The sequence below is a fragment of the Paenibacillus sinensis genome (assembly GCF_019904155.1).
Classification (GTDB): domain Bacteria; phylum Bacillota; class Bacilli; order Paenibacillales; family Paenibacillaceae; genus Paenibacillus_AQ; species Paenibacillus_AQ sinensis.
Map to the genome: position 1 here is coordinate 1 of NZ_JAHCMB010000028.1, position 18,524 is coordinate 18,524.

The window sequence follows — 18,524 nt, forward strand, 5'->3', positions numbered from 1 at the left end:
AACTTCAAATAAACTCAAACAGCTGAAGAATGGGGGATCAAGGGTCGTCTAAACACAAGAGAAGAGTCGTCAAAATGTAAGTGCTCTTATAAATATTCCGGTATCCTAAAAGTAATCGGCTGGAACTGGGAGGAATGTATAAATGGAAAGCACCAGAATGTTCGAACGAAACACTCAAGAGTTAGTGGAGATGGCTAGAAATGATTTTTATTGGAATGAATTTTCTGCTGAAGCATTTATAGCCATGAAAGATGAGAAGGAACGGGTTCATTATTTAAGGGATTTTTTCAATAAGCAATTTGCCATGTTTGATTCCATTCCGCTATGGGAAGAGGGAGCGCCGGAGTTCAATTCCGAATTTGAAAGACAAAATCAACCCCAAATAGCTTTCTTTCCTCATGCGGGTCCCGAACCAAAAGGCATCGTTCTAATCTCACCAGGCGGCGGCTACAATATTAAATCAACGTATGAATGCTTTCCCGTAGCTCTTAAAATGGTAGAGGCTGGCTATTCTGCAGCCGTACTTGATTATAGATTAAAACCGTATTCCCAGTATGTTTCTGTGATGGATATTAAACGAGCAATTCGTGTTTTGAGATACAGAGCAATTGAGTTGAATATCAGACCGGATAAAATTGCTGTTGCCGGTTTTTCGGCAGGAGCCAACTTATCCTCGATGGCCGCCGTTCATTTTGACTATGGAGCCGTTGATGCATCGGACCCCATTGACCGGGTTTCATGCCGGCCAGACGGGGTGATTCTCGGCTATGGTGCATTCTCACAATCTTCTTTTCCAGTTAGAGTTCCATTTATTTTGTATGAAACCCCAGAATTTAGCGAGATGGATGAAAATAAATTGTATGAATTGGATCCGAGCGGCTTCATCAGTGTACCTTTTAATGATCCGCAGCTTAAACATAAACTGTATTTTTCTCCTGAGAAAAATATCGGTGAGGATACGCCGCCTTTTTTCTTATGGCAGACGAACCAGCAAGACGATCCCAGATTTATCTTAAATCTGGCCAAGGAACTGACGGACTGGGGAATATCGTTTGAGCTTCATTGCTTCCCTCATGGGCCGCACGGGCTTGGACTAGCGGATGGCAAGGGTCAACCTAATCCCAGAATGGAGCATGTCATGCATTGGTCGCAACTTGCTGTTGAGTGGCTTGAAAATCTGGAATTTTAACTGGGATTGCAACGATAAACACGGATAATGAAAGGGAGCAGAAAATGTTAAGTGAAATAGAAGCAAGAAAAAAGCTCGAAGCAGTGGTCATTACAAATGGAGAAATTACTCAAATCGAGCTTATACCTGCGGGTATTCCGGATTTTGGCCTTGGCTTTGCGCTGGAGCACTTGCCGGATTATTGTCGCGTGTGCGTCGGAATAAACCCGGAAGGCGAATCCAATATATTGATCGAGGTTTGGCTGCCGATTGCTGAGTGGAACGGGAATTTTCTCGGGACTGGGAACGGTGGATATGCAGGCGTGATTGACAGATTTTCTTTGAGCAATGGATTGCGCCGGGGATATGCTACAGCAAACACAGATATGGGATCAGCCCCAGACCCGGATGAACTTATAGGTAAGCCGGAAAGATGGATTGATTTCGGATATCGGGCAACGCATCTTATGACGGTCATTGCGAAGCAAATTATCTTAGCCTTTTATGGACAAGCGCCTAAATATTCTTATTTCACAGGAGGCTCTACTGGCGGTCAGCAGGGACTGATGGAAGCACAACGGTATCCGGAGGATTATGATGGGATTCTGGTAACAGCACCAGCAAATAATCGCACACATTTGCATACTGCTTTCATATGGAATTGGCTGGCATTAACGCAGGAGCCAGATGCCAAGTTTGACGAAAAACAGGCTTCAGCGGTTACGGAACTGATTCTTGGAAAGCATGGTCTTCAAGGGCGATGTATCCCAGGAGACAAATTCCTGGCACAACCTGATCGGGTAACAATCGATACGGAGATTTTTAAAGAATGTGAGCTGTTGAATGCTGCGCAAATCCGTGCCTTGGAGAAAATTTATAGTGGTCCTATAAATCCTGTCACGGGAGAACGGATTTTTGAATCGGTAATTGTACCGGGGAGTGAGAGCTGTCCTTTGGGTCTTGCTGCTCAAAGTGATACAGAAAAATTTGCAAAGGAATTTCTATATCTATTTCGCTGGATTTTCGGTAAAGATTACGACTTCACGAAGTTTGATTTCAACCGTGATATTGATCTTGTTAATGAGAAGCTGGCGCCAATTCTAAATGCAAACAGCGCAGATTTGCGGGACTTTAAGAACACCGGCGGGAAAATCCTTATGCTGCACGGGATGGCCGATCCCATTATCCCATATACGGATTCTCTGCAATATTATGAGCGGGTTATTGACGCGCAGAACGGTCTGGATCGCACACAATCTTTCTTCCGATACTTCCTAGTCCCAGGGTTTGCACACGTCTTTGGTGGTCCAGGGATTCAGGACATTGGAATCGGATTCAGGGCAACACCGAAGGATAAGGAACATGATGCACTTACTGCCCTTTCCGCATGGGTTGAGGAGGGAATTGCACCAGATCGGCTGCTGCCGGTAGCTTTTAAAGATGGTTCCATGCTAAATGGCTTTATGTTGGACGAATATGAATATGAGAGACCTGTCTATGCCTATCCGTACATGGCAGTATATGAATCGGGAGATCCAAACCAGCCTGACAATTATGTTAGGGACAAACACCTTGTTGGCAATTTGCCAAAACCTGCTCGGAAGTACCTTGTTTGATTCGCTTCAAAGCAATTCACTAGTCACTGGAATATTTTCCATTTGTGCAAATCAGGGGGGTGTCCCAAAAGCCATGAAATGGCTGCTTGGGGCACCCCTCATGTTTAGAGCAGGATCGACATGTGTGCTTGGTGTGGACGCTCCACGAACGGACCGTTGTTCCAATCACTGTTGTGCCCAGATTTTTTTCATTCTCCTTAACGGTGAAAATCCGGACACAAAGGCGACCGCTGCGCTTTTCCACAATCGTTCCGTCCTCTCCGCTGCTTTAAGCGGGAACCGTTTCTTAAAAACGCAAAAAAAGAAATCGCTCTTTTGGTAAAATGGAGGTACCACCCAACCATTTCAAAAGGAGCGATCTCTTTGTACATTCAATATACCATGGACCAACTTTGCTTGCCAATGGATCTGGAAGAAGACATTCCAGAACATCACCTCGTTCGTGTCGTGAACGCAGCCGTGAATCGGCTCGACGACGCCTTCTTTGACGCTGCCTATCCCGGCGGTGGCCGCGACAGTTACCACCCTAAAATGCTTACCAAAGTCATTATCTATGCCTACGCCCAGCGAATCTATTCGTTTCGTCAAATCGCCAAAGCCGTGCGGGAGAACATTCCCTTCATGTGGCTGGCCGGACGGCAGCGACCAGACTTCCGCACCCTTAATCGTTTCCGTTCCCAGCGAATGAAGAACGTCCTCGAAAAGGTATTTACCGCCGTGCTTCAGTTTCTGGCTGACGAAAAATACGTTTCTCTGGAGCATTACTTTGTGGACGGAACCTTTGTTATTTATCAGACAATCATGTTAGCGACAGCGTAATTTTAAATGTGGTGCCTGTTTCATCCGATTTGGTGATTTGTATGTTTCCCCCATGTAACATTACAATTTTTTGAGCAATACTCAAACCTAAACCATTGCCATAAGTAGAGTGTGATGTGTCACCCTGGTAGAACTTATCGAATATATATTTTTGTTTATCCACGTCGATTCCGGGTCCATTGTCACTAATAAGAATTTCAACTTGTTCGGCTGTAGAATGAATTTGAATGTAAATTTCCACATCCTTTGGAGAGAACTTGATTGCATTATCCAACAGATTGATCCAAACCTGACTTAGCAGGTCTTCATTTGCCCGAAGCATGATTTCTGTTGATTCAAATTGGAAATTAATATTTTTTGATGTCCATTTTTGATCCAGTAAAACCACTGCCTGTCGAATTTGTTCGGTTACATTAAACAGTTCTTTATCGGCAATTATGGTCTGATTTTCAATCTTGGACAAGTTAAGCACATTCGTAGCTAATTCGGCCAGGCGCTCTGATTCGGCAATGATTATGTCCAGGTATTCATCCCGCTCTTCGGGCGACAAATTTTGGCGCTTCAATATTTTGGCGAACCCTTTCAACGATACAATTGGCGTCTTGAACTCATGGGAGAAATTATTAACAAAATCAGAACGCAGCAATTCAAGGCTACCCAATTCCTCCGCCATATGGTTGAAACTCTGGTTTAGCTTTCTCAATTCTCTGGGACCTTTGAGATGAATACGCACGTCAAACTTGCCTTTCGCCAACTCTTCCGAAGCATTAATGACCTGACGAATCGGTCTGAGAGGGAATCGGCTAAAGATAAACGAAGCCACCAGACTGACCAACACGCTAACCGTGGCAATATAGGCAATTAGCCAACCGCCTCCGGCGTTTGGAGCAGGAGTGTAAAGACCCATATAAGCGAGAGCTAGTATGATCAGCAATGCTATGAAGATTGAGATTAGCAAAATAAAAAACACAATAAGTGTAAACGCGATGGTTAGCCCTAAGCTGCTTAATGTGCGGCCTTCTCTTTCTGTATTGTTCTTATAAGTCATGATGTATTACCGCCTTGTAGCCTATGCCTCGTATTGCAACTATCTCGAATTCAGGAAAATCGTTCTTAAATCGTTTCCTTAAGCGATTAATATGCACATTCACCGTCACATCTGTTGTTTCCGAATCTTTCCCCCAAATTTCATCCATTAATTGAATACGAGTGAAGATTTTATTGGGAAATGATAACAATTTGTAAAGCAGGTAAAACTCTTTTTGCGGCAGCGTCAGTATTATATTCGCTCTGGAGATGGTGAAAGCGTCGTAATCAAGAGTCACTTTACCCAAATGAAGTTTGCGTTCGGTTAAGACCTGAGCTCTGCGAAGCAATGCTCTGATACGAAGAAGCATTTCATCCTCGTCCACAGGCTTGACTAAATAATCATCCGTCCCTGCCAGAAATCCCTTCTGTTTATCTATTGAGAGTTGCTTTGCAGTAACCATTAGAATGGGAATATTGTTGCGGCTTTCTCTGATCATTCGAGTCAATTCCAATCCATCCAACACAGGCATCATGATATCAACGATGATTAAGTCAACATGTTGTAAGTCCATGATTTCTAAAGCGGCATTGCCGTCCTCGGCAAGAAGTACTTCATATCCTGCATCGCTTATGACAGCTTTCATCCACTTTGCCGTATTTTTATCGTCCTCTGCAATGAGAACTTTAAACATGCGAAACATTCCTTTCGACTAATAATTCACGGCTATGAAAATGACTGTATCCAGTATAGGGTACCCATTTCATTTTCGTTTATCAACCTGACTACTGAAATGATTATAGTATATCTCTCGCTTAGAAGTCGGCAAACTGCAAAAGATCAGTCGGGAAACCGCAGGTAGTGCGGCTTAGTATCCGCTAGCATATAGATTGGGAGCAATTTCATCAATAAAGGGGAGATACCGATATGTCAGAAGAATTGGATGCATTGAAGAAAAAAATTGCAGAAAAGCAGCTTCCGGTATTGGACAGCGAACCGCTAACCGGAGCGTGGTATAAGGTACCGGTTCCAGATGCTGTTTGTGCCGGAGGTACGCCTTATTACGGATACATGCGCAAAGGGACAGAACCCAATCTTATTGTCTGTTTCTCGGGAGGCGGTGTTTCAGTTAATAATTACACCGCAGCGCGTCCCATTCATTGGGATAGTGGGGATAGAGAAGCTTTTTATATGGATGATAAAGCTCTGCCGCTTTTGGACATTGTTACCATGAACGGTTTATGCAGCGATAACCAAGAGAATCCATTTCGTAACTGGAGCATTATTGCCGTCAACTATGTAAGCGGTGATTTCCATGTTGGCCAAGCGGATTTTCACTATACCGATCTGGAAGGCAGTCCAGCCGTGCTTCACCATCATGGGTATCTCAATTACCGTGGGCTGATGGAGCAAGCCATACAGCATTTGCCTAAACCGGAGAAGCTGCTGGTCACTGGTGATAGCGCGGGGGCTTTCGCTACTTCGGCTCTAACTTCTGACGTAATGAGCTTCTTCCCGGAGTGTCATGATGTGACCTGCTGTCCGGACAGCTGTATGCTCTTCTTCGATGATTGGCAAGCAGCTGCGCGCGACGTATGGCAAGCGAATGAGCGGATATGGGGGCCGCTGCAAAGCAGTAACATCGTATTGGACTGGCTTCGTGCGCTCTACTTGGAAAAAGGCGAGAATATTCGTTATCTTTTTACTTGTTCCACTCGAGATAGCGAGCTGGCTAAGTATCAACACTATTTCAGTCACGGCTCTCAACAATTGGTGAAAGAGCAGAATCTACAGTTTGAGACGGATTTAAAGGTAATGATCGATACGCTAAAGGCTGAAATCCCCAGCATAGGGCTTTTCTTGTTCGACTTCCCCAATCCTGATATTGATCCAGCGCTTCTGGGAACACAACACACGCTTATTCGCAGCCCAAGGTTTTCTGTACCCGCAAGTCATGGAATAAGCCTTCAGCAATGGATGTGGGAAGCGGTAAATGGAATGGTATCAGATGTAGGACTTGAGTTGCTCAATAAGTAAGACAATGCGAGTGAGCCGAAGCATAATGAAATGATAAGGAGTCTTTAACGATGAAGAATCAGGGAGACAAAGCTCACATTAATCCGTTCTATGCCATTTATCATGAATATATCTCTTTGCCTGAAGGTGTAATGCCATGGGCACCCACCTGGTCTCCGGATGGAGAACATATATTGTTTCATGATTACAATGGCGGTTACGAATGGGTTGTGAACGCGGATGGAAGTCAACTAAAGTGCATTACCAACGAAATGAAGGATCGCCCGAATATCCTCGGGGCTTTTTCTTATATCTTTCCGGATAATAAAAGGCTATTTCTATCGGATGAGCTGGGAGATCAGGCTTATATTTTAGAATGTGAACCTGATTTATACAATTGTACAGCCTATCAATGGTTCAAGATCGATCTTTCAGGTGATCAGGTTCCGGGTAAACCGATTATTGGCAGAAGAACATATCATTTGGCTCCGGATGGCATTCACTTGGCATACAATGCCGTGCGGCCAGACGGGCTAATCATGTTGGTATGCAAATTGGAACGAACGGATGAGAAATATGTGGCAACAGAATACCGGGTTGTCAATCCGCCTGGACCAAAGGGCCCTGATGATACCAATCCGGAAGGATGGGCCAACAGCGGTACGTTGTCTGAATTTAAATCTTTCGCCGACGGCGGCGCTTCCATGCTGTTTGTAACAGAAACTGCAGGTGGCAATATTGATCAGTTTAAAATGAATTTTGCGACCGGAGAGATTACTCGCCTCACATACGATGATGATTGGGATGAGGATGGGGCCATTGCTCCAGACGGCAGTTCCATTGTTTGCGCCTCCTGGCGAACTATGCATCGGTTGGACGCTTTGAGCTTGTTCCCATTAACGCAGACATTTATGAATTTGTTCGTTGGTTCTGCGATCGCGATTCATTATGTATCAAGCCAGGCCGGGTTCGCTTGTGACTTGCAGCCATGGTTGTTGTCAGCTGAGGGGGACACGGAAAGAAAGCTCATGGGGCAGCCGTTGGCGCCTTATACCGGCGGTAAAATATTTACGGCTAATAATATCGCCGGTCTGCCGTTTTGGAGCCCGGACAGTACCAAAATCTTGCTTCAGGAGAGGATGTTTGAGCAACCTGCGCCAGGAGCCAATGATTATGTCCTTCAAAAAGGTCCGGCGCCAAATCGCCTTTTACTTGCAAGTATTGATCGTCCGGCAGCAGATCCAATGCCTACAGTAGTTACCGAGATTGGAGATTGGGCACTGACGCCCGGCGAATATCGAGGCAGTACCGATTTTCAAGGAACTCATACTCTTTATGGCCTTGAAGGCGGAATGGTTACCCTAACCATTGATGGAAGTCTAATTAACGGAAGATTTCAAGCGGAATATTCCGCTTTCAGCAATGATGGAATCTACTTTCTAAATGGCACGGAAATTGTTGAGGGCAGCGCCAGCCGGAAAATGATATGGACCCAGGATCTGACCGCAACCGATTCTTACGGAAAGAACATGGGCGGTGTGAAGGGACAACTGACTTTTACGATGAAGGAAAAAGTTGAAGCGGGTCAGCCGCCGTCAATCCTGACCGGCACAATCAGTTCGTCGTGGAATGGAACGACCCGCAGCGGTTTGCCAGGACTTGGCGAGAACCCGGCAAGTTTGCCCAAAGCGTCGCCTTTGGCGTTAAGAATTGAGACTATTGAGGACTGTAACGAGCTAATAATTACTGCCTATGTGACCGCGAACGTGTATGGAGATATCCGGCCCGTAGAAGGCGCGAAGATAACGATTAACGGACAGACCGGAAAGACCGGAAACGATGGTAGAGTACAAATTCGAGCGCTTGCTTCACCCGGTCAATCGATTTCTGTTATTGCCGAGGCTGGAGATACGTTTATTCCTGCGGCGACCGCCATTAACAGATAAACCATTGTGAGTTTGTACAGCAAATGATCACGGGAGGAAATGTAACGATGATAAACAAAAATGAGAAAAAGGCAGAATGGCGGTTCATTGATGATGCAGGGACATTTGAATGGAAGAATCCCCATACCATCAATGAGTTGTATTTTCCAATCTGCAACGAGGCCGGTATGATGTCCTCGATTACTCCGAGACTGAATGGGGATGCCAAAACAGGGCTCAATTCATTCTTTTCGCTGCCTGTTTCCATGGAGGATTTGCATAATAACCGCTCCTCCCGAAATTTTTGGATCTATAGCGAAAAGTCCGGAGCATATTCTCTGACTGGAAATTCGGCGAAACAAATTGCCAATCGATTTACAAACGGGGATAAGGTGGAAACTCAAATTACAGGTGCATTCCTTGCCCACACATTGGTCCGAGAAGATGCTCAAGAGGGCATAAAGTCGGAAATTACAAGCTTTTGTCCGGCAACAGATGATCAAGTGGAACTGATGTGGGTAAAGATCACCAATATTTCTGATGAGGCATTGATGATAACGCCTACGACGGCGATCCCCGTCTTTGGTCGATCCGCAGACAATATCCGTGACCATAGACATGCCACATCTATGATGCACCGAATGAGTTTGTATGATTATGGGATGTCGGTCAAACCAACAATCCATCATGACGAAAGAGGCCATGAGCCGAATCTAACGTCCTATTTTGTATTGGCTGTTGAAGGGACTGGCCAGAAGCCTGCCGGCCAATTCCCGACAGTCGTTGAGTTTATTGGCGACGGCGGCAGCTTCGACTGGCCGGAAGCCGTTGTAACCAACAAGAAGGTCTACACGGATGCTCCGAACCGGCGAGACGGGATGGAAGCGATTGGGGCGATCCGTTTTAATGAGGCCAAGCTCTCTCCCGGTGAATCCAGGGAGTATATTGTTATAAGCGGAGTTACTGATGATGAAGAAGAAATTCTCCGTTGTATCGAGAGATACGGCAGCAGCGAGAAAATTAGCTTGGCACTGCAAGCAAACCATGATTTCTGGAAGAATCAAGTGCAAGCTATTACTTTTAAGAGTGGAAATGAAGATTTCGACCGATGGATGCAGTGGATTGCACTTCAGCCGACGCTAAGAAAAATTTACGGCTGTTCGTTTCTGCCGCATCATGACTATGGAAGAGGCGGAAGAGGATGGCGTGATCTATGGCAAGATTATTTGGCATTGATTCTGCAAAATCCTGCTGAAACCAGGGATATTCTGGTTGCCAATTTCGGCGGTGTGAGATTGGATGGCAGCAATGCCACTATTATTTTAAAAGGCAAAGGAAATTTTGCGGCTGACCGCAACAAAATCTCCAGAGTCTGGATGGATCATGGAGTATGGCCGTATTTCACGACTAAGTTATATATCGATCAGACCGGAGATATCGATATTTTATTTGAAGAGAATACCTACTGGAAGGATCATCAGATTAAACGGGCGAAAGCAAGAGATCATGAGTGGACGCCCGCTCAAGGGAATGCTCAAAAGAATAGGGCAGGGGAAACATATACGGGAAGTGTGTTTGAACATATCCTGCTGCAGCATCTGGTGTGCTTCTACAACGTAGGCGATTTCAACAATATGAAGCTCGAGGATGCAGACTGGAATGACCAGCTCGATATGGCGACCGAAAAGGGCGAGACGGTTCCGTTCACGGCGTTTTATGGCTGGAATCTTATTTCCATGGCAGAATTGCTGCTTAAATACAAGGAGCTGAAACATGTCGATACGGTAAAACTATTTAAAGAACTGCTTATTCTTGCATCGCCACTTGAAGAAGACGTTCCAGCTTTGAAAAGAGAACGGCTTGACCAATATTTTGATGCCATAAGCTATGGATTTTCAGGTGAATGGGTTGAAGTCTCTATTGATGAACTTGCTGCTGATTTAAAACGAAAAGGAGAGCAGGTTCTCAATCATATCCGCAAGGAAGAATGGATCGATTCGGCAACCGGCAGCGGCTTCTTTAATGGATACTATAACAATGACGGCCAGCGTGTAGATGGGGATCACGAAGATGGCACCCGAATGAACCTCACAGCCCAGACCTTTGCGATTATGTCAGGCGCCGCTACAGAAGATCAGGTAGCGAAAGCTTATGAGGCTGCCAATGCTCTCCTGAAAGATCCGAACACCGGAGGATACCGCCTTACAACTCCGCTGGGACCGAACACGTGGAACTTTGGACGCGGGTTCGCGCTCATTTATGGGGAGAAGGAAACCGGAGGCATGTTCAGCCATATGGCGGTGATGTTTACCAATGCGTTGTATCAAAGGGGCTTTACAGAGGAAGCCTTCGAGGTTCTTTCCAATATTTATTCGCTGTGCACAGATACCAAGAAATCCAAAATCTATCCGGGTATACCGGAGTACGTCAATCATGAAGGCCAGGGGAAATATCATTATGTGACCGGGTCAGCCAGCTGGTTATTAATGACCATGTTAACACAGGTATTCGGTGTAAGGGGAGATTTAGGCGATCTGGTTCTTGCACCGAAGCTTGCCAGTGCCCAGTTTGACATTGAAGGACATGCTTCCGTAAAAACTGCATTTGCAGGCAAACAGCTGGAAATTACTTATATCAACCAATCCTTCCTCGAGGCTGGTCAATATTGCATTCGGGAAGTAAGAATTAACGGAAGCAAGGTGGAAATCCAGTCCAATCAATCATATGTAAAACTGAAACAGAGCGACATCACTCAATTGTGCAGCAATTCGGTAAATACTGTAACGGTTGAACTGGAGCAAAAGTTCTAGTCTTCACGAATTCATCTAATATGAACTCTCTTCCGAATTTGGGAGGGAGTTATTTTTGTGATGCTAATTTTAAGTTTTCAGGAAGTCGGCAAACCGATACCGATAAGTCGGCAAACCGTTAGTTACAATGTCCCTGTTCCTTTAGGATTAAAGTAAGAAATAAAGAAAGGTAAGGGGATGGACATGCAGCAGATTGCTACAGTAGAAACCAAGGTCAATGCAAGACGAAAGTCAGGTTTAAAATCAGTTATTAAATTTATGCCACTCACAGTAATGATGCTTCCCGGCATAATTTATTTGTTGATTAATAACTATTTACCTATGTTTGGAATTGCTATTGCTTTCAAGGATATTGATTTTACCAAGGGGATCTGGAACAGCGATTGGGTCGGATTTCGCAATTTCAAATACCTATTCAATACTTCGGATGCTTTTGTAATTACCCGAAATACCATCTTGTACAACGTAATCTGGATTGTAATGGGAGCTGTTATTGCGATCCTTTTGGCTATTTTACTCAATGAAATCAAGAACAAGTTCTTCTCACGTTTTTATCAAAGCGTCATTCTGTTGCCGCAGCTGATCTCCATTATCATCATCAGCTACTTGGTTTACGCGGTTCTTAGCGCAGATACGGGGCTTATGAACAAATCAATCCTTCCTGCATTAGGGTTGGACGAGATCCAATGGTACTTTGAAGCGAAATATTGGCCGATTATTTTGACGATTATTCATTTTTGGAAAGGCATAGGATTTTCGGTTGTGGTCTATTTCGCTTCAATTATTGGAATTGATGAAGAGTACTATGAAGCGGCGCGCCTCGATGGCGCCTCGAAATGGCAGCAAATCAAGTCCATTACAATTCCGCTTATTATGCCGGTAATCATTATGCTCATGCTGCTGGCGGTAGGTAAAATCTTTTATTCGGATTTCGGATTGTTTTATCAGGTGCCGTTGAACTCCGGTCCGCTGTATTCGACGACAAATGTTATTGATACTTATGTATTCCGCGGGCTAATGGGGCTTGGCGATATGGGAATGTCGGCTGCAGCAGGCGTTTATCAATCCATCGTGGGCTTTGTGCTCGTAATGCTGTCCAACTGGATGGTTCGAATTTATAGCAAAGACAATGCATTGTTTTAAGGGGGAACTATTGTGAATTCGGAATATAAATCTTGGCGTATTGGCGGACATGTGATATTTCTTTTGATAAGCGCAGCCTGTATTATTCCTTTTATTTTTTTGATTCAGGCTTCATTGACCGATGAACAGGAAATTATGCGGAGCGGATTTTCGATGTTTCCTGCTCATTATAGTCTGGAGGCATACCGGTATTTATGGAATAGCAGCTCCGAAATTTTACGCTCCTATGGCATCACGATATTCGTCACTATAGTTGGTACAGCAGTCAGCCTTACCATGACTGCCTTACTGGCTTATCCACTCTCACGCAGGGATTATCCAGCACGAAATGTGATCGCGTTTGCCGTCTTCTTCACCCTATTGTTTAATGGCGGCTTGGTGCCTTCATATCTGGTTTATACACAAATGCTTCATATTAAAAACACCATTTGGGCATTGATCGTTCCGGGGCTGTTAATGAACGGTTTCAATGTAATGCTCATGCGAACGTTCTTCCTGACTTCAATTCCGATGCCGATTATTGAATCGGCTAAGATCGATGGAGCCGGAGAATGGCGCACGTTCGGTTCAATCATTTTACCGTTATCGATGCCCATTCTGGCCACTGTCGGATTGTTTCAGACGATCGCTTACTGGAATGACTGGAACAACGGTTTGATTTATTTGACAGATTCCAAGTTATACGGCATTCAAAGCTTGCTCAATCGAATTCTTACAGACACCCAGTTTTTATCGAGCAGCAGTTTTGGCGCCGATCCTACTCTGCTGCAAAGTGCGCCGATTGAAACCGTGAAAATGGCGATAGCTGTAATCGGAGTCATTCCTATTTTGATTGCTTATCCGTTTTTCCAGAAATATTTTGTTAAAGGCATAGTGGTCGGCGCCGTCAAAGGTTAATGCGAATAGCGACAAGTCCATTTCGGGCAGCTTAATTACTTAGGCGTCCAGTGGACTTTTTGTTATTATGAAAAGACCAAAGGACAAAATACAGGCGGAGGCAGAAATGAGATGGCATCTGGAAAACGTTGGTTTAACTTTCAAACCATTCGGGCGAGGTTGATCATTGGAGTATTGATCTTGACGCTACCGATCATTGGCATTCTGATTTACAACAATTTATACGCAATCGGCGTTGTGCGTAACCAGGTGGCACATTCCTACTCTCAGATGACCCAGTTATACATGAATCAAATCGACAATAACCTGGAAGCCATTGATATCTATATGAATAACATCGTGGCGCTTAACCAGGAATTTATTTCGATGGCGCAGACGGATTCGGAGGACATCTATCGAATCTCTAAGGTATTGCTCAGCAATACAATGACCAATGATATCAATATGTATTCGACAGCCAAATCCTTTATCGTGTATGACAAGAAGCGGGATGATTTTTTAGAAGTGAATAATGACCTCAGCAATTACGACCTGCAAATAAAAATCAATGATTTTATCAGAGAACAAGCGATTGTCCGGACGCAACAAAATGATTATCGCTCGCTTGGCTGGGTCTTCAAAGAAATAAATGGGAAGTACTACCTGTTCCATACGATGAAGTATTCAGAGCTTTATTTATCGGCTGTCGTTGAAGCCAATAAACTCACGATCCCGCTTAGCCTTCTGCAATTGGGAGATCGCGGCGGAGTGTTACTTACAGATTTGAATGGGAAACCGATTACAAATGCGCAATTAGCACAAAGTAATCAACTCTCCATCCATCCTGAGCAAACAGATTACTACTTGAGCGGGAAAGAACGGAAGTTCTTGATTATTGGGAAGCAATCCAGGCATGGCAGTTTCCTTCTGAATGTGATCATCCCCGATGAGGTGATCCTGCAAAATTTGCCGCATATGAAAAGGGTCTTTTATTTATTTCCCTTGCTGGCTTTATTGCTTATACCCATCGGTCTGTATTTCCTGCGAAGAACCGTGCTCATTCCGCTAAACCGGTTACTTCTCGCCATGAAAAGAATACGCAGCGGCATCCTGGAGGCGCAAATTCAGAAGGCACCGTCAACAAATGAATTTCAGATGGTGAATGAGACGTTTAATGGAATGGTAGCTGAAATCCGGCAATTGAAAATTGATGTATATGAAGAACAGATCAGCAAACAAAAAGAAGAATTGCTGCGGCTGCAGCTGCAAATGAATCCGCATTTCTTCATGAATTCTCTTACGATTTTGTACAATATGGCGAAAGTCAATAAGACAGGGCTGCTGATGGAAATGACACTTTGCCTTATTCAGCATTTCCGATTCATCTTCAGAAGCAATCATTCTTATGTACTGCTGAAAGATGAAATTGAGCATACTCTCAATTATTTGAGAATACAGGAATTGCGTTTTCCCGGCTGCATCTCTGTTTCTGTCCATATACCTGATTTCTTGCAGGATACTCCGGTTCCACCGCTTATGATTCAAACTTTTATTGAAAATACCATCAAACATGCTATCAATTTGGAAGAGCCCATCGGAATTGTGATAAAGGCAGATCTCGCAGAACTGGAAACGCTTCCTTATCTAGTGATAAACATTGAAGATACCGGCAAGGGTTATCCTGAGCATATTCTAGAGGCGATCAACAAGGGAGAGTCCATTGTGAACGAGAATGGCGAGCATACAGGGATTTGGAATATTCAGCGCCGTTTACGGCTGCTGTACGGAAAATCCGGAATCATTCGATTCAGCAACCGAAATCCTCATGGAGCAGCAGTAGAAATCCTGCTTCCTCTTGAAGATGACAAGAACCGGGGGGATGAAAGTGATGTACAACCTAATGATTGTCGATGACGAGATGCTTGTTGTTGAAGGTTTATTATTTGATCTGGATAAGGAGAAGCTGCAGCTCTCGCAAGTATTGACCGCCTATACAACAAAAATGGCGAAAGAAGTCTTTGAACAGCATCGGGTGGACATCATGCTGTGTGACATCGAGATGCCCCAAGAAAGCGGGCTTCAATTATTGTCCTGGGTCCGTGAGCATTATCCTGATACGGTCTCGATTATTATCACAAGCCATGCCGATTTCCATTATGCCAAGGAAGCCATTGAACTCGGCAGTTTGGACTATTTGTTAAAGCCGGTACCTACCGTTGAATTGGAGCGAGTAATTGAAAAAGCCAAGAGCAGGCTTACCCGTGTCACTCAATTCAATCATTACCACAAGTTCTGGTCGCAGCAGCAGCCGCTTGTCGTAGAACGGTTTTGGCTGGACTTGCTGCATCATACCATTCCTGCGAAAGAATTAGCCGTTAATGAGGCTATGAAGGAATCTAAATTGCCGTTCTCGGCAGAGATGAGATTTCTCCCTTTGCTGATAAGCGTGCAGCGCTGGAGTAAGGATCTGGATTTGCGCAGCAGAAAAATACTGGAGTATGCGCTAAAGAACAGTGCAGAAGAAATGCTTATCGGAGAATTAAAAATGGGCAGCATTGTCCCGTTAGACCGCAGTCGAATGCTGATTATCTTCGTCCATGAATCCGATGAGAACGCGATAACCGAACAGCTGTTGACCAAATGCAAAGCGTATATCGAATCCTGTACCCGCTATTTTTATTGCGATATCTCCTGCTATATTGGCGCATCGGCGTACGCTCATGAAATATCGGACATGTATAACGAACTGGTGAGTCTGGAACGAAATAATGTTGCTTTTAACAATAAAGTTTTCTTTTTGAAAGCGGATGCAATTAGTACGGTAGCTGCTCGCTTGCCGGACATGGAGCTATGGGCTACGCTGCTCAAGAAAGGTGCAAAGGATACCATAATAAATGAAGTATCGTCATATTTAGATCGCTTGGTGCTCTTGAAACAAATTAATGCAGAAGTGCTTCACAAGCTTCACCTGGATTTTTTACAGTTGGTGTACTTTGTATTGAATCTGAAAGGGATTCAGGCTCATCAATTGTTCAGCGACAGGCTTTCAACTGAATTATCCGACAATGCAACACGTTCCGTAGCCGACCTGAAAGTTTGGGTAAGACATACAGTGGACAAAGCCATTGAACACTCGGAAGCGGATAATGTTGTCGATAAGGTGAAGAAATATATTGCGCTCCATCTGGAGAGCGATGAGTTATCCCGCGATATTATAGCAGCTCAAACCTACTTGAACCCAGATTACCTGTCAAGAATCTTTAAGAAGCAGACCGGATTGTCCATATCAGACTATGTCATACACGAGCGTATCCGGATGGCCAGCGAACTGCTGACCAAGACGGATATGCCAATCAGTCAGGTGGCCGGATCTGTAGGGTACTCCAACTTCTCGCATTTTACAAATATATTCAAGAAGTATATGAAATGCAGTCCAGTGGAGTACCGTCTCAAGCATCAGGAAGTCGGCAAATCGCAAGAGACGAGTCGTCAAAACGTAAGTCCATTGGAATGAATCAAGATATAGTTGAGATAGCAAGAACAATCTATTCTTATGGGGGATTTGCTTATATGAGAAAAAAAGTAGTCTTTAGCCGCCTTTTGCTGGCCATGACCATGGCAACATCGTTTATGCTTACAGCTTGCAGTTCGAATGGCAATAATGAGGCAGCGTCGTCTTCATCTCCGACTACTTCAGCCGCAGCAGAGACAAACGCAAAGCCTGTTGAATTAAAAGTGGCCATTCCGATCTTTCGTACCGAGCCTAAGGATCTGAGAGTGGTCGAGACGGAGTTAAACAAGCTGTTAATTGACAAAATCAACGCAACTATTTCTTTTGTGCCTATCAGTTACGGGAACTGGAATCAGCAAATGAATTTAATGCTCAGCAGCCAGGAGCCGCTGGATCTGACAGTAGTATTGAATTATTCGAGTTTGATAGCCAAAGGACAACTCTTGGATATAACAGATTTGTTGACGAAGTATGGAAGCGATATCACGAGTACTTTGGGTCAGGATTATGTGAATGCCGCTAAAGTTGATGGAAAAATCTATGGGGTCGCTGGTCTTCATGATATGGCTAGCAGCGCGGGCGTTGTGCTTCGGAAGGACATAGCTGAAAAAAATAAGATTGATTTGAGCTCAATTAAGACACTTGCTGATCTTGAGCCGGCTTTGAAAACGATTAAAGAAAATGAACCGGGGATGGCGGGAATTTCGCCGGGAGGTGTTGGATTTACCTTTATCGACACCATGTTTCCTGTAGATAATCTGGGGGATGGTTTCGGCGTTCTGCCAAATTATGATAACGGCCTTAAGGTAGTCAACAAGTACGAAATGCCGGAATATGCAGATATGCTGAAACTGCTCCATAAGTGGTATCAAGAAGGCTACATTCTCAAGGATGCCGCTACAACCCAAACGACAACAGGCGATCTGGAGAGAGCTGATAAGCTATTTGCAAGTACAGCCAAGATGAAGCCGGACTTTGATGTTCAGGAGTCGATTTCCACCGGTAAAGACATGGCGTCTGTCGAACTGGTGCAGCCCGTCTCGACTACAGAAGGAGTTACAGGTGCCCTTTGGGGAGTTCCCTATTACTCCAAAAACGCCGAGCAAGCCATTAAATTTCTGAACCTGTTGTTCACAGATAAGGAGATCGTCAACCTGATCGATTGGGGGATTGAAGGTACCCACTACGTGAAAGTGCCTGGTCAAGAGGATATGATTGACTATCCGGAAGGAGTCGATGCATCTACCAGCGCGTATAGCCACGGCTTGCAATTCCTCATGGGAAATGAATTTCTGTCTTATGTCCGCAAAGGACAAAGTCCGGACTTGTGGAAGCAGACTGATGAGTTCAATAAATCAGCAATTAAATCGAAGGCGCTTGGTTTTACCTTTAATGCCGAAGCCGTCAAGGCAGAAATTACTGCTGTTACGAATGTAACCAATCAATACAAGCGAACTTTAGAGACGGGAACGATCGATCCGGAAAAATATTTGCCAGAGTTTATTTCGAAGCTGAAAGAGGCAGGAATCGACAAAATTATCGCAGAGAAACAAAAACAACTGGACGCTTGGGTAGAGGGAAATAAGTAATAAGGTTCTGAATCCGGCTCTCGA

12 protein-coding genes and 1 pseudogene are annotated in these 18,524 nt (G+C 44.5%); 11 read left to right on the top strand and 2 right to left on the bottom strand.

The window, feature by feature from the left end; genetic code table 11:
- The first annotated feature begins 142 nt into the window (after positions 1-142).
- The 3 genes and pseudogenes from KIH86_RS02755 to KIH86_RS02765 all read left to right on the top strand — a co-directional run.
- Positions 143-1,189, top strand: coding sequence for an alpha/beta hydrolase (locus KIH86_RS02755; protein WP_223082382.1), 1,047 nt, complete (start codon positions 143-145; stop codon positions 1,187-1,189).
- Between the two features lie 44 nt (positions 1,190-1,233).
- A complete protein-coding gene (locus tag KIH86_RS02760; RefSeq protein WP_223082383.1) occupies positions 1,234-2,784 on the top strand; it encodes a tannase/feruloyl esterase family alpha/beta hydrolase in 1,551 nt (516 codons plus the stop codon).
- A 363-nt stretch (positions 2,785-3,147) separates the two neighbouring features.
- Positions 3,148-3,564: pseudogene (locus KIH86_RS02765) on the top strand (transposase); the annotation flags it as partial.
- A 19-nt stretch (positions 3,565-3,583) separates the two neighbouring features.
- Here the strand turns inward: KIH86_RS02765 and KIH86_RS02770 are convergent.
- Both KIH86_RS02770 and KIH86_RS02775 read right to left on the bottom strand, forming a co-directional pair.
- Positions 3,584-4,651: a HAMP domain-containing sensor histidine kinase gene (locus KIH86_RS02770; protein WP_223082384.1), complete on the bottom strand. Its 1,068-nt coding sequence runs from the start codon at positions 4,649-4,651 to the stop codon at positions 3,584-3,586.
- The gene (locus tag KIH86_RS02775) at positions 4,641-5,324 is read right to left on the bottom strand and encodes a response regulator transcription factor (RefSeq protein ID WP_223082385.1); all 684 of its coding nucleotides are present in this window, start codon (positions 5,322-5,324) and stop codon (positions 4,641-4,643) included. The genes KIH86_RS02770 and KIH86_RS02775 overlap by 11 nt, the downstream gene beginning before the upstream one ends.
- 233 nt (positions 5,325-5,557) lie before the next feature.
- Here KIH86_RS02775 and KIH86_RS02780 point away from each other — a divergent pair, with 233 nt between their 5' ends.
- The 8 genes from KIH86_RS02780 (at position 5,558) to KIH86_RS02815 (ending at position 18,500) form a co-directional block, all read left to right on the top strand.
- On the top strand, positions 5,558-6,667 hold the full coding sequence (locus tag KIH86_RS02780) for a pectin acetylesterase-family hydrolase (RefSeq protein ID WP_223082386.1): 1,110 nt from the start codon (positions 5,558-5,560) through the stop codon (positions 6,665-6,667).
- A gap of 50 nt (positions 6,668-6,717) precedes the next feature.
- Positions 6,718-8,592, top strand: coding sequence for a TolB family protein (locus tag KIH86_RS02785; RefSeq protein ID WP_223082387.1), 1,875 nt, complete (start codon positions 6,718-6,720; stop codon positions 8,590-8,592).
- Between the two features lie 47 nt (positions 8,593-8,639).
- On the top strand, positions 8,640-11,381 hold the full coding sequence (locus KIH86_RS02790) for a GH36-type glycosyl hydrolase domain-containing protein (RefSeq protein ID WP_223082388.1): 2,742 nt from the start codon (positions 8,640-8,642) through the stop codon (positions 11,379-11,381).
- A 183-nt stretch (positions 11,382-11,564) separates the two neighbouring features.
- Complete coding sequence (locus KIH86_RS02795; protein WP_235775234.1) at positions 11,565-12,524, top strand: ABC transporter permease; 960 nt, start codon at positions 11,565-11,567, stop codon at positions 12,522-12,524.
- 12 nt (positions 12,525-12,536) lie between these two features.
- Positions 12,537-13,421: a carbohydrate ABC transporter permease gene (locus KIH86_RS02800; protein WP_235775235.1), complete on the top strand. Its 885-nt coding sequence runs from the start codon at positions 12,537-12,539 to the stop codon at positions 13,419-13,421.
- A 111-nt stretch (positions 13,422-13,532) separates the two neighbouring features.
- The gene (locus tag KIH86_RS02805; protein ID WP_223082389.1) at positions 13,533-15,314 is read left to right on the top strand and encodes a sensor histidine kinase; all 1,782 of its coding nucleotides are present in this window, start codon (positions 13,533-13,535) and stop codon (positions 15,312-15,314) included.
- On the top strand, positions 15,280-16,914 hold the full coding sequence (locus KIH86_RS02810; protein WP_223110283.1) for a response regulator transcription factor: 1,635 nt from the start codon (positions 15,280-15,282) through the stop codon (positions 16,912-16,914). Before KIH86_RS02805 ends, KIH86_RS02810 begins: the two co-directional genes overlap by 35 nt.
- Positions 16,911-18,500, top strand: coding sequence for an ABC transporter substrate-binding protein (locus KIH86_RS02815; RefSeq protein ID WP_235775236.1), 1,590 nt, complete (start codon positions 16,911-16,913; stop codon positions 18,498-18,500). The genes KIH86_RS02810 and KIH86_RS02815 overlap by 4 nt, the downstream gene beginning before the upstream one ends.
- The last annotated feature ends 24 nt before the right edge of the window (positions 18,501-18,524 follow it).

Bases quoted from the DNA above. Each gene is read 5' to 3' on its own strand.
- KIH86_RS02810 (WP_223110283.1), top strand. From the start codon at position 15,280: ATGAAAGTGATGTACAACCTAATGATTGTCGATGACGAGATGCTTGTT.
- KIH86_RS02790 (WP_223082388.1), top strand. From the start codon at position 8,640: ATGATAAACAAAAATGAGAAAAAGGCAGAATGGCGGTTCATTGATGAT.
- KIH86_RS02780 (WP_223082386.1), top strand. From the start codon at position 5,558: ATGTCAGAAGAATTGGATGCATTGAAGAAAAAAATTGCAGAAAAGCAG.
- KIH86_RS02760 (WP_223082383.1), top strand. From the start codon at position 1,234: ATGTTAAGTGAAATAGAAGCAAGAAAAAAGCTCGAAGCAGTGGTCATT.
- KIH86_RS02815 (WP_235775236.1), top strand. From the start codon at position 16,911: ATGAATCAAGATATAGTTGAGATAGCAAGAACAATCTATTCTTATGGG.
- KIH86_RS02755 (WP_223082382.1), top strand. From the start codon at position 143: ATGGAAAGCACCAGAATGTTCGAACGAAACACTCAAGAGTTAGTGGAG.
- KIH86_RS02775 (WP_223082385.1), bottom strand. From the start codon at position 5,324: ATGTTTAAAGTTCTCATTGCAGAGGACGATAAAAATACGGCAAAGTGG.
- KIH86_RS02785 (WP_223082387.1), top strand. From the start codon at position 6,718: ATGAAGAATCAGGGAGACAAAGCTCACATTAATCCGTTCTATGCCATT.
- KIH86_RS02770 (WP_223082384.1), bottom strand. From the start codon at position 4,651: ATGACTTATAAGAACAATACAGAAAGAGAAGGCCGCACATTAAGCAGC.
- KIH86_RS02805 (WP_223082389.1), top strand. From the start codon at position 13,533: ATGGCATCTGGAAAACGTTGGTTTAACTTTCAAACCATTCGGGCGAGG.
- KIH86_RS02795 (WP_235775234.1), top strand. From the start codon at position 11,565: ATGCAGCAGATTGCTACAGTAGAAACCAAGGTCAATGCAAGACGAAAG.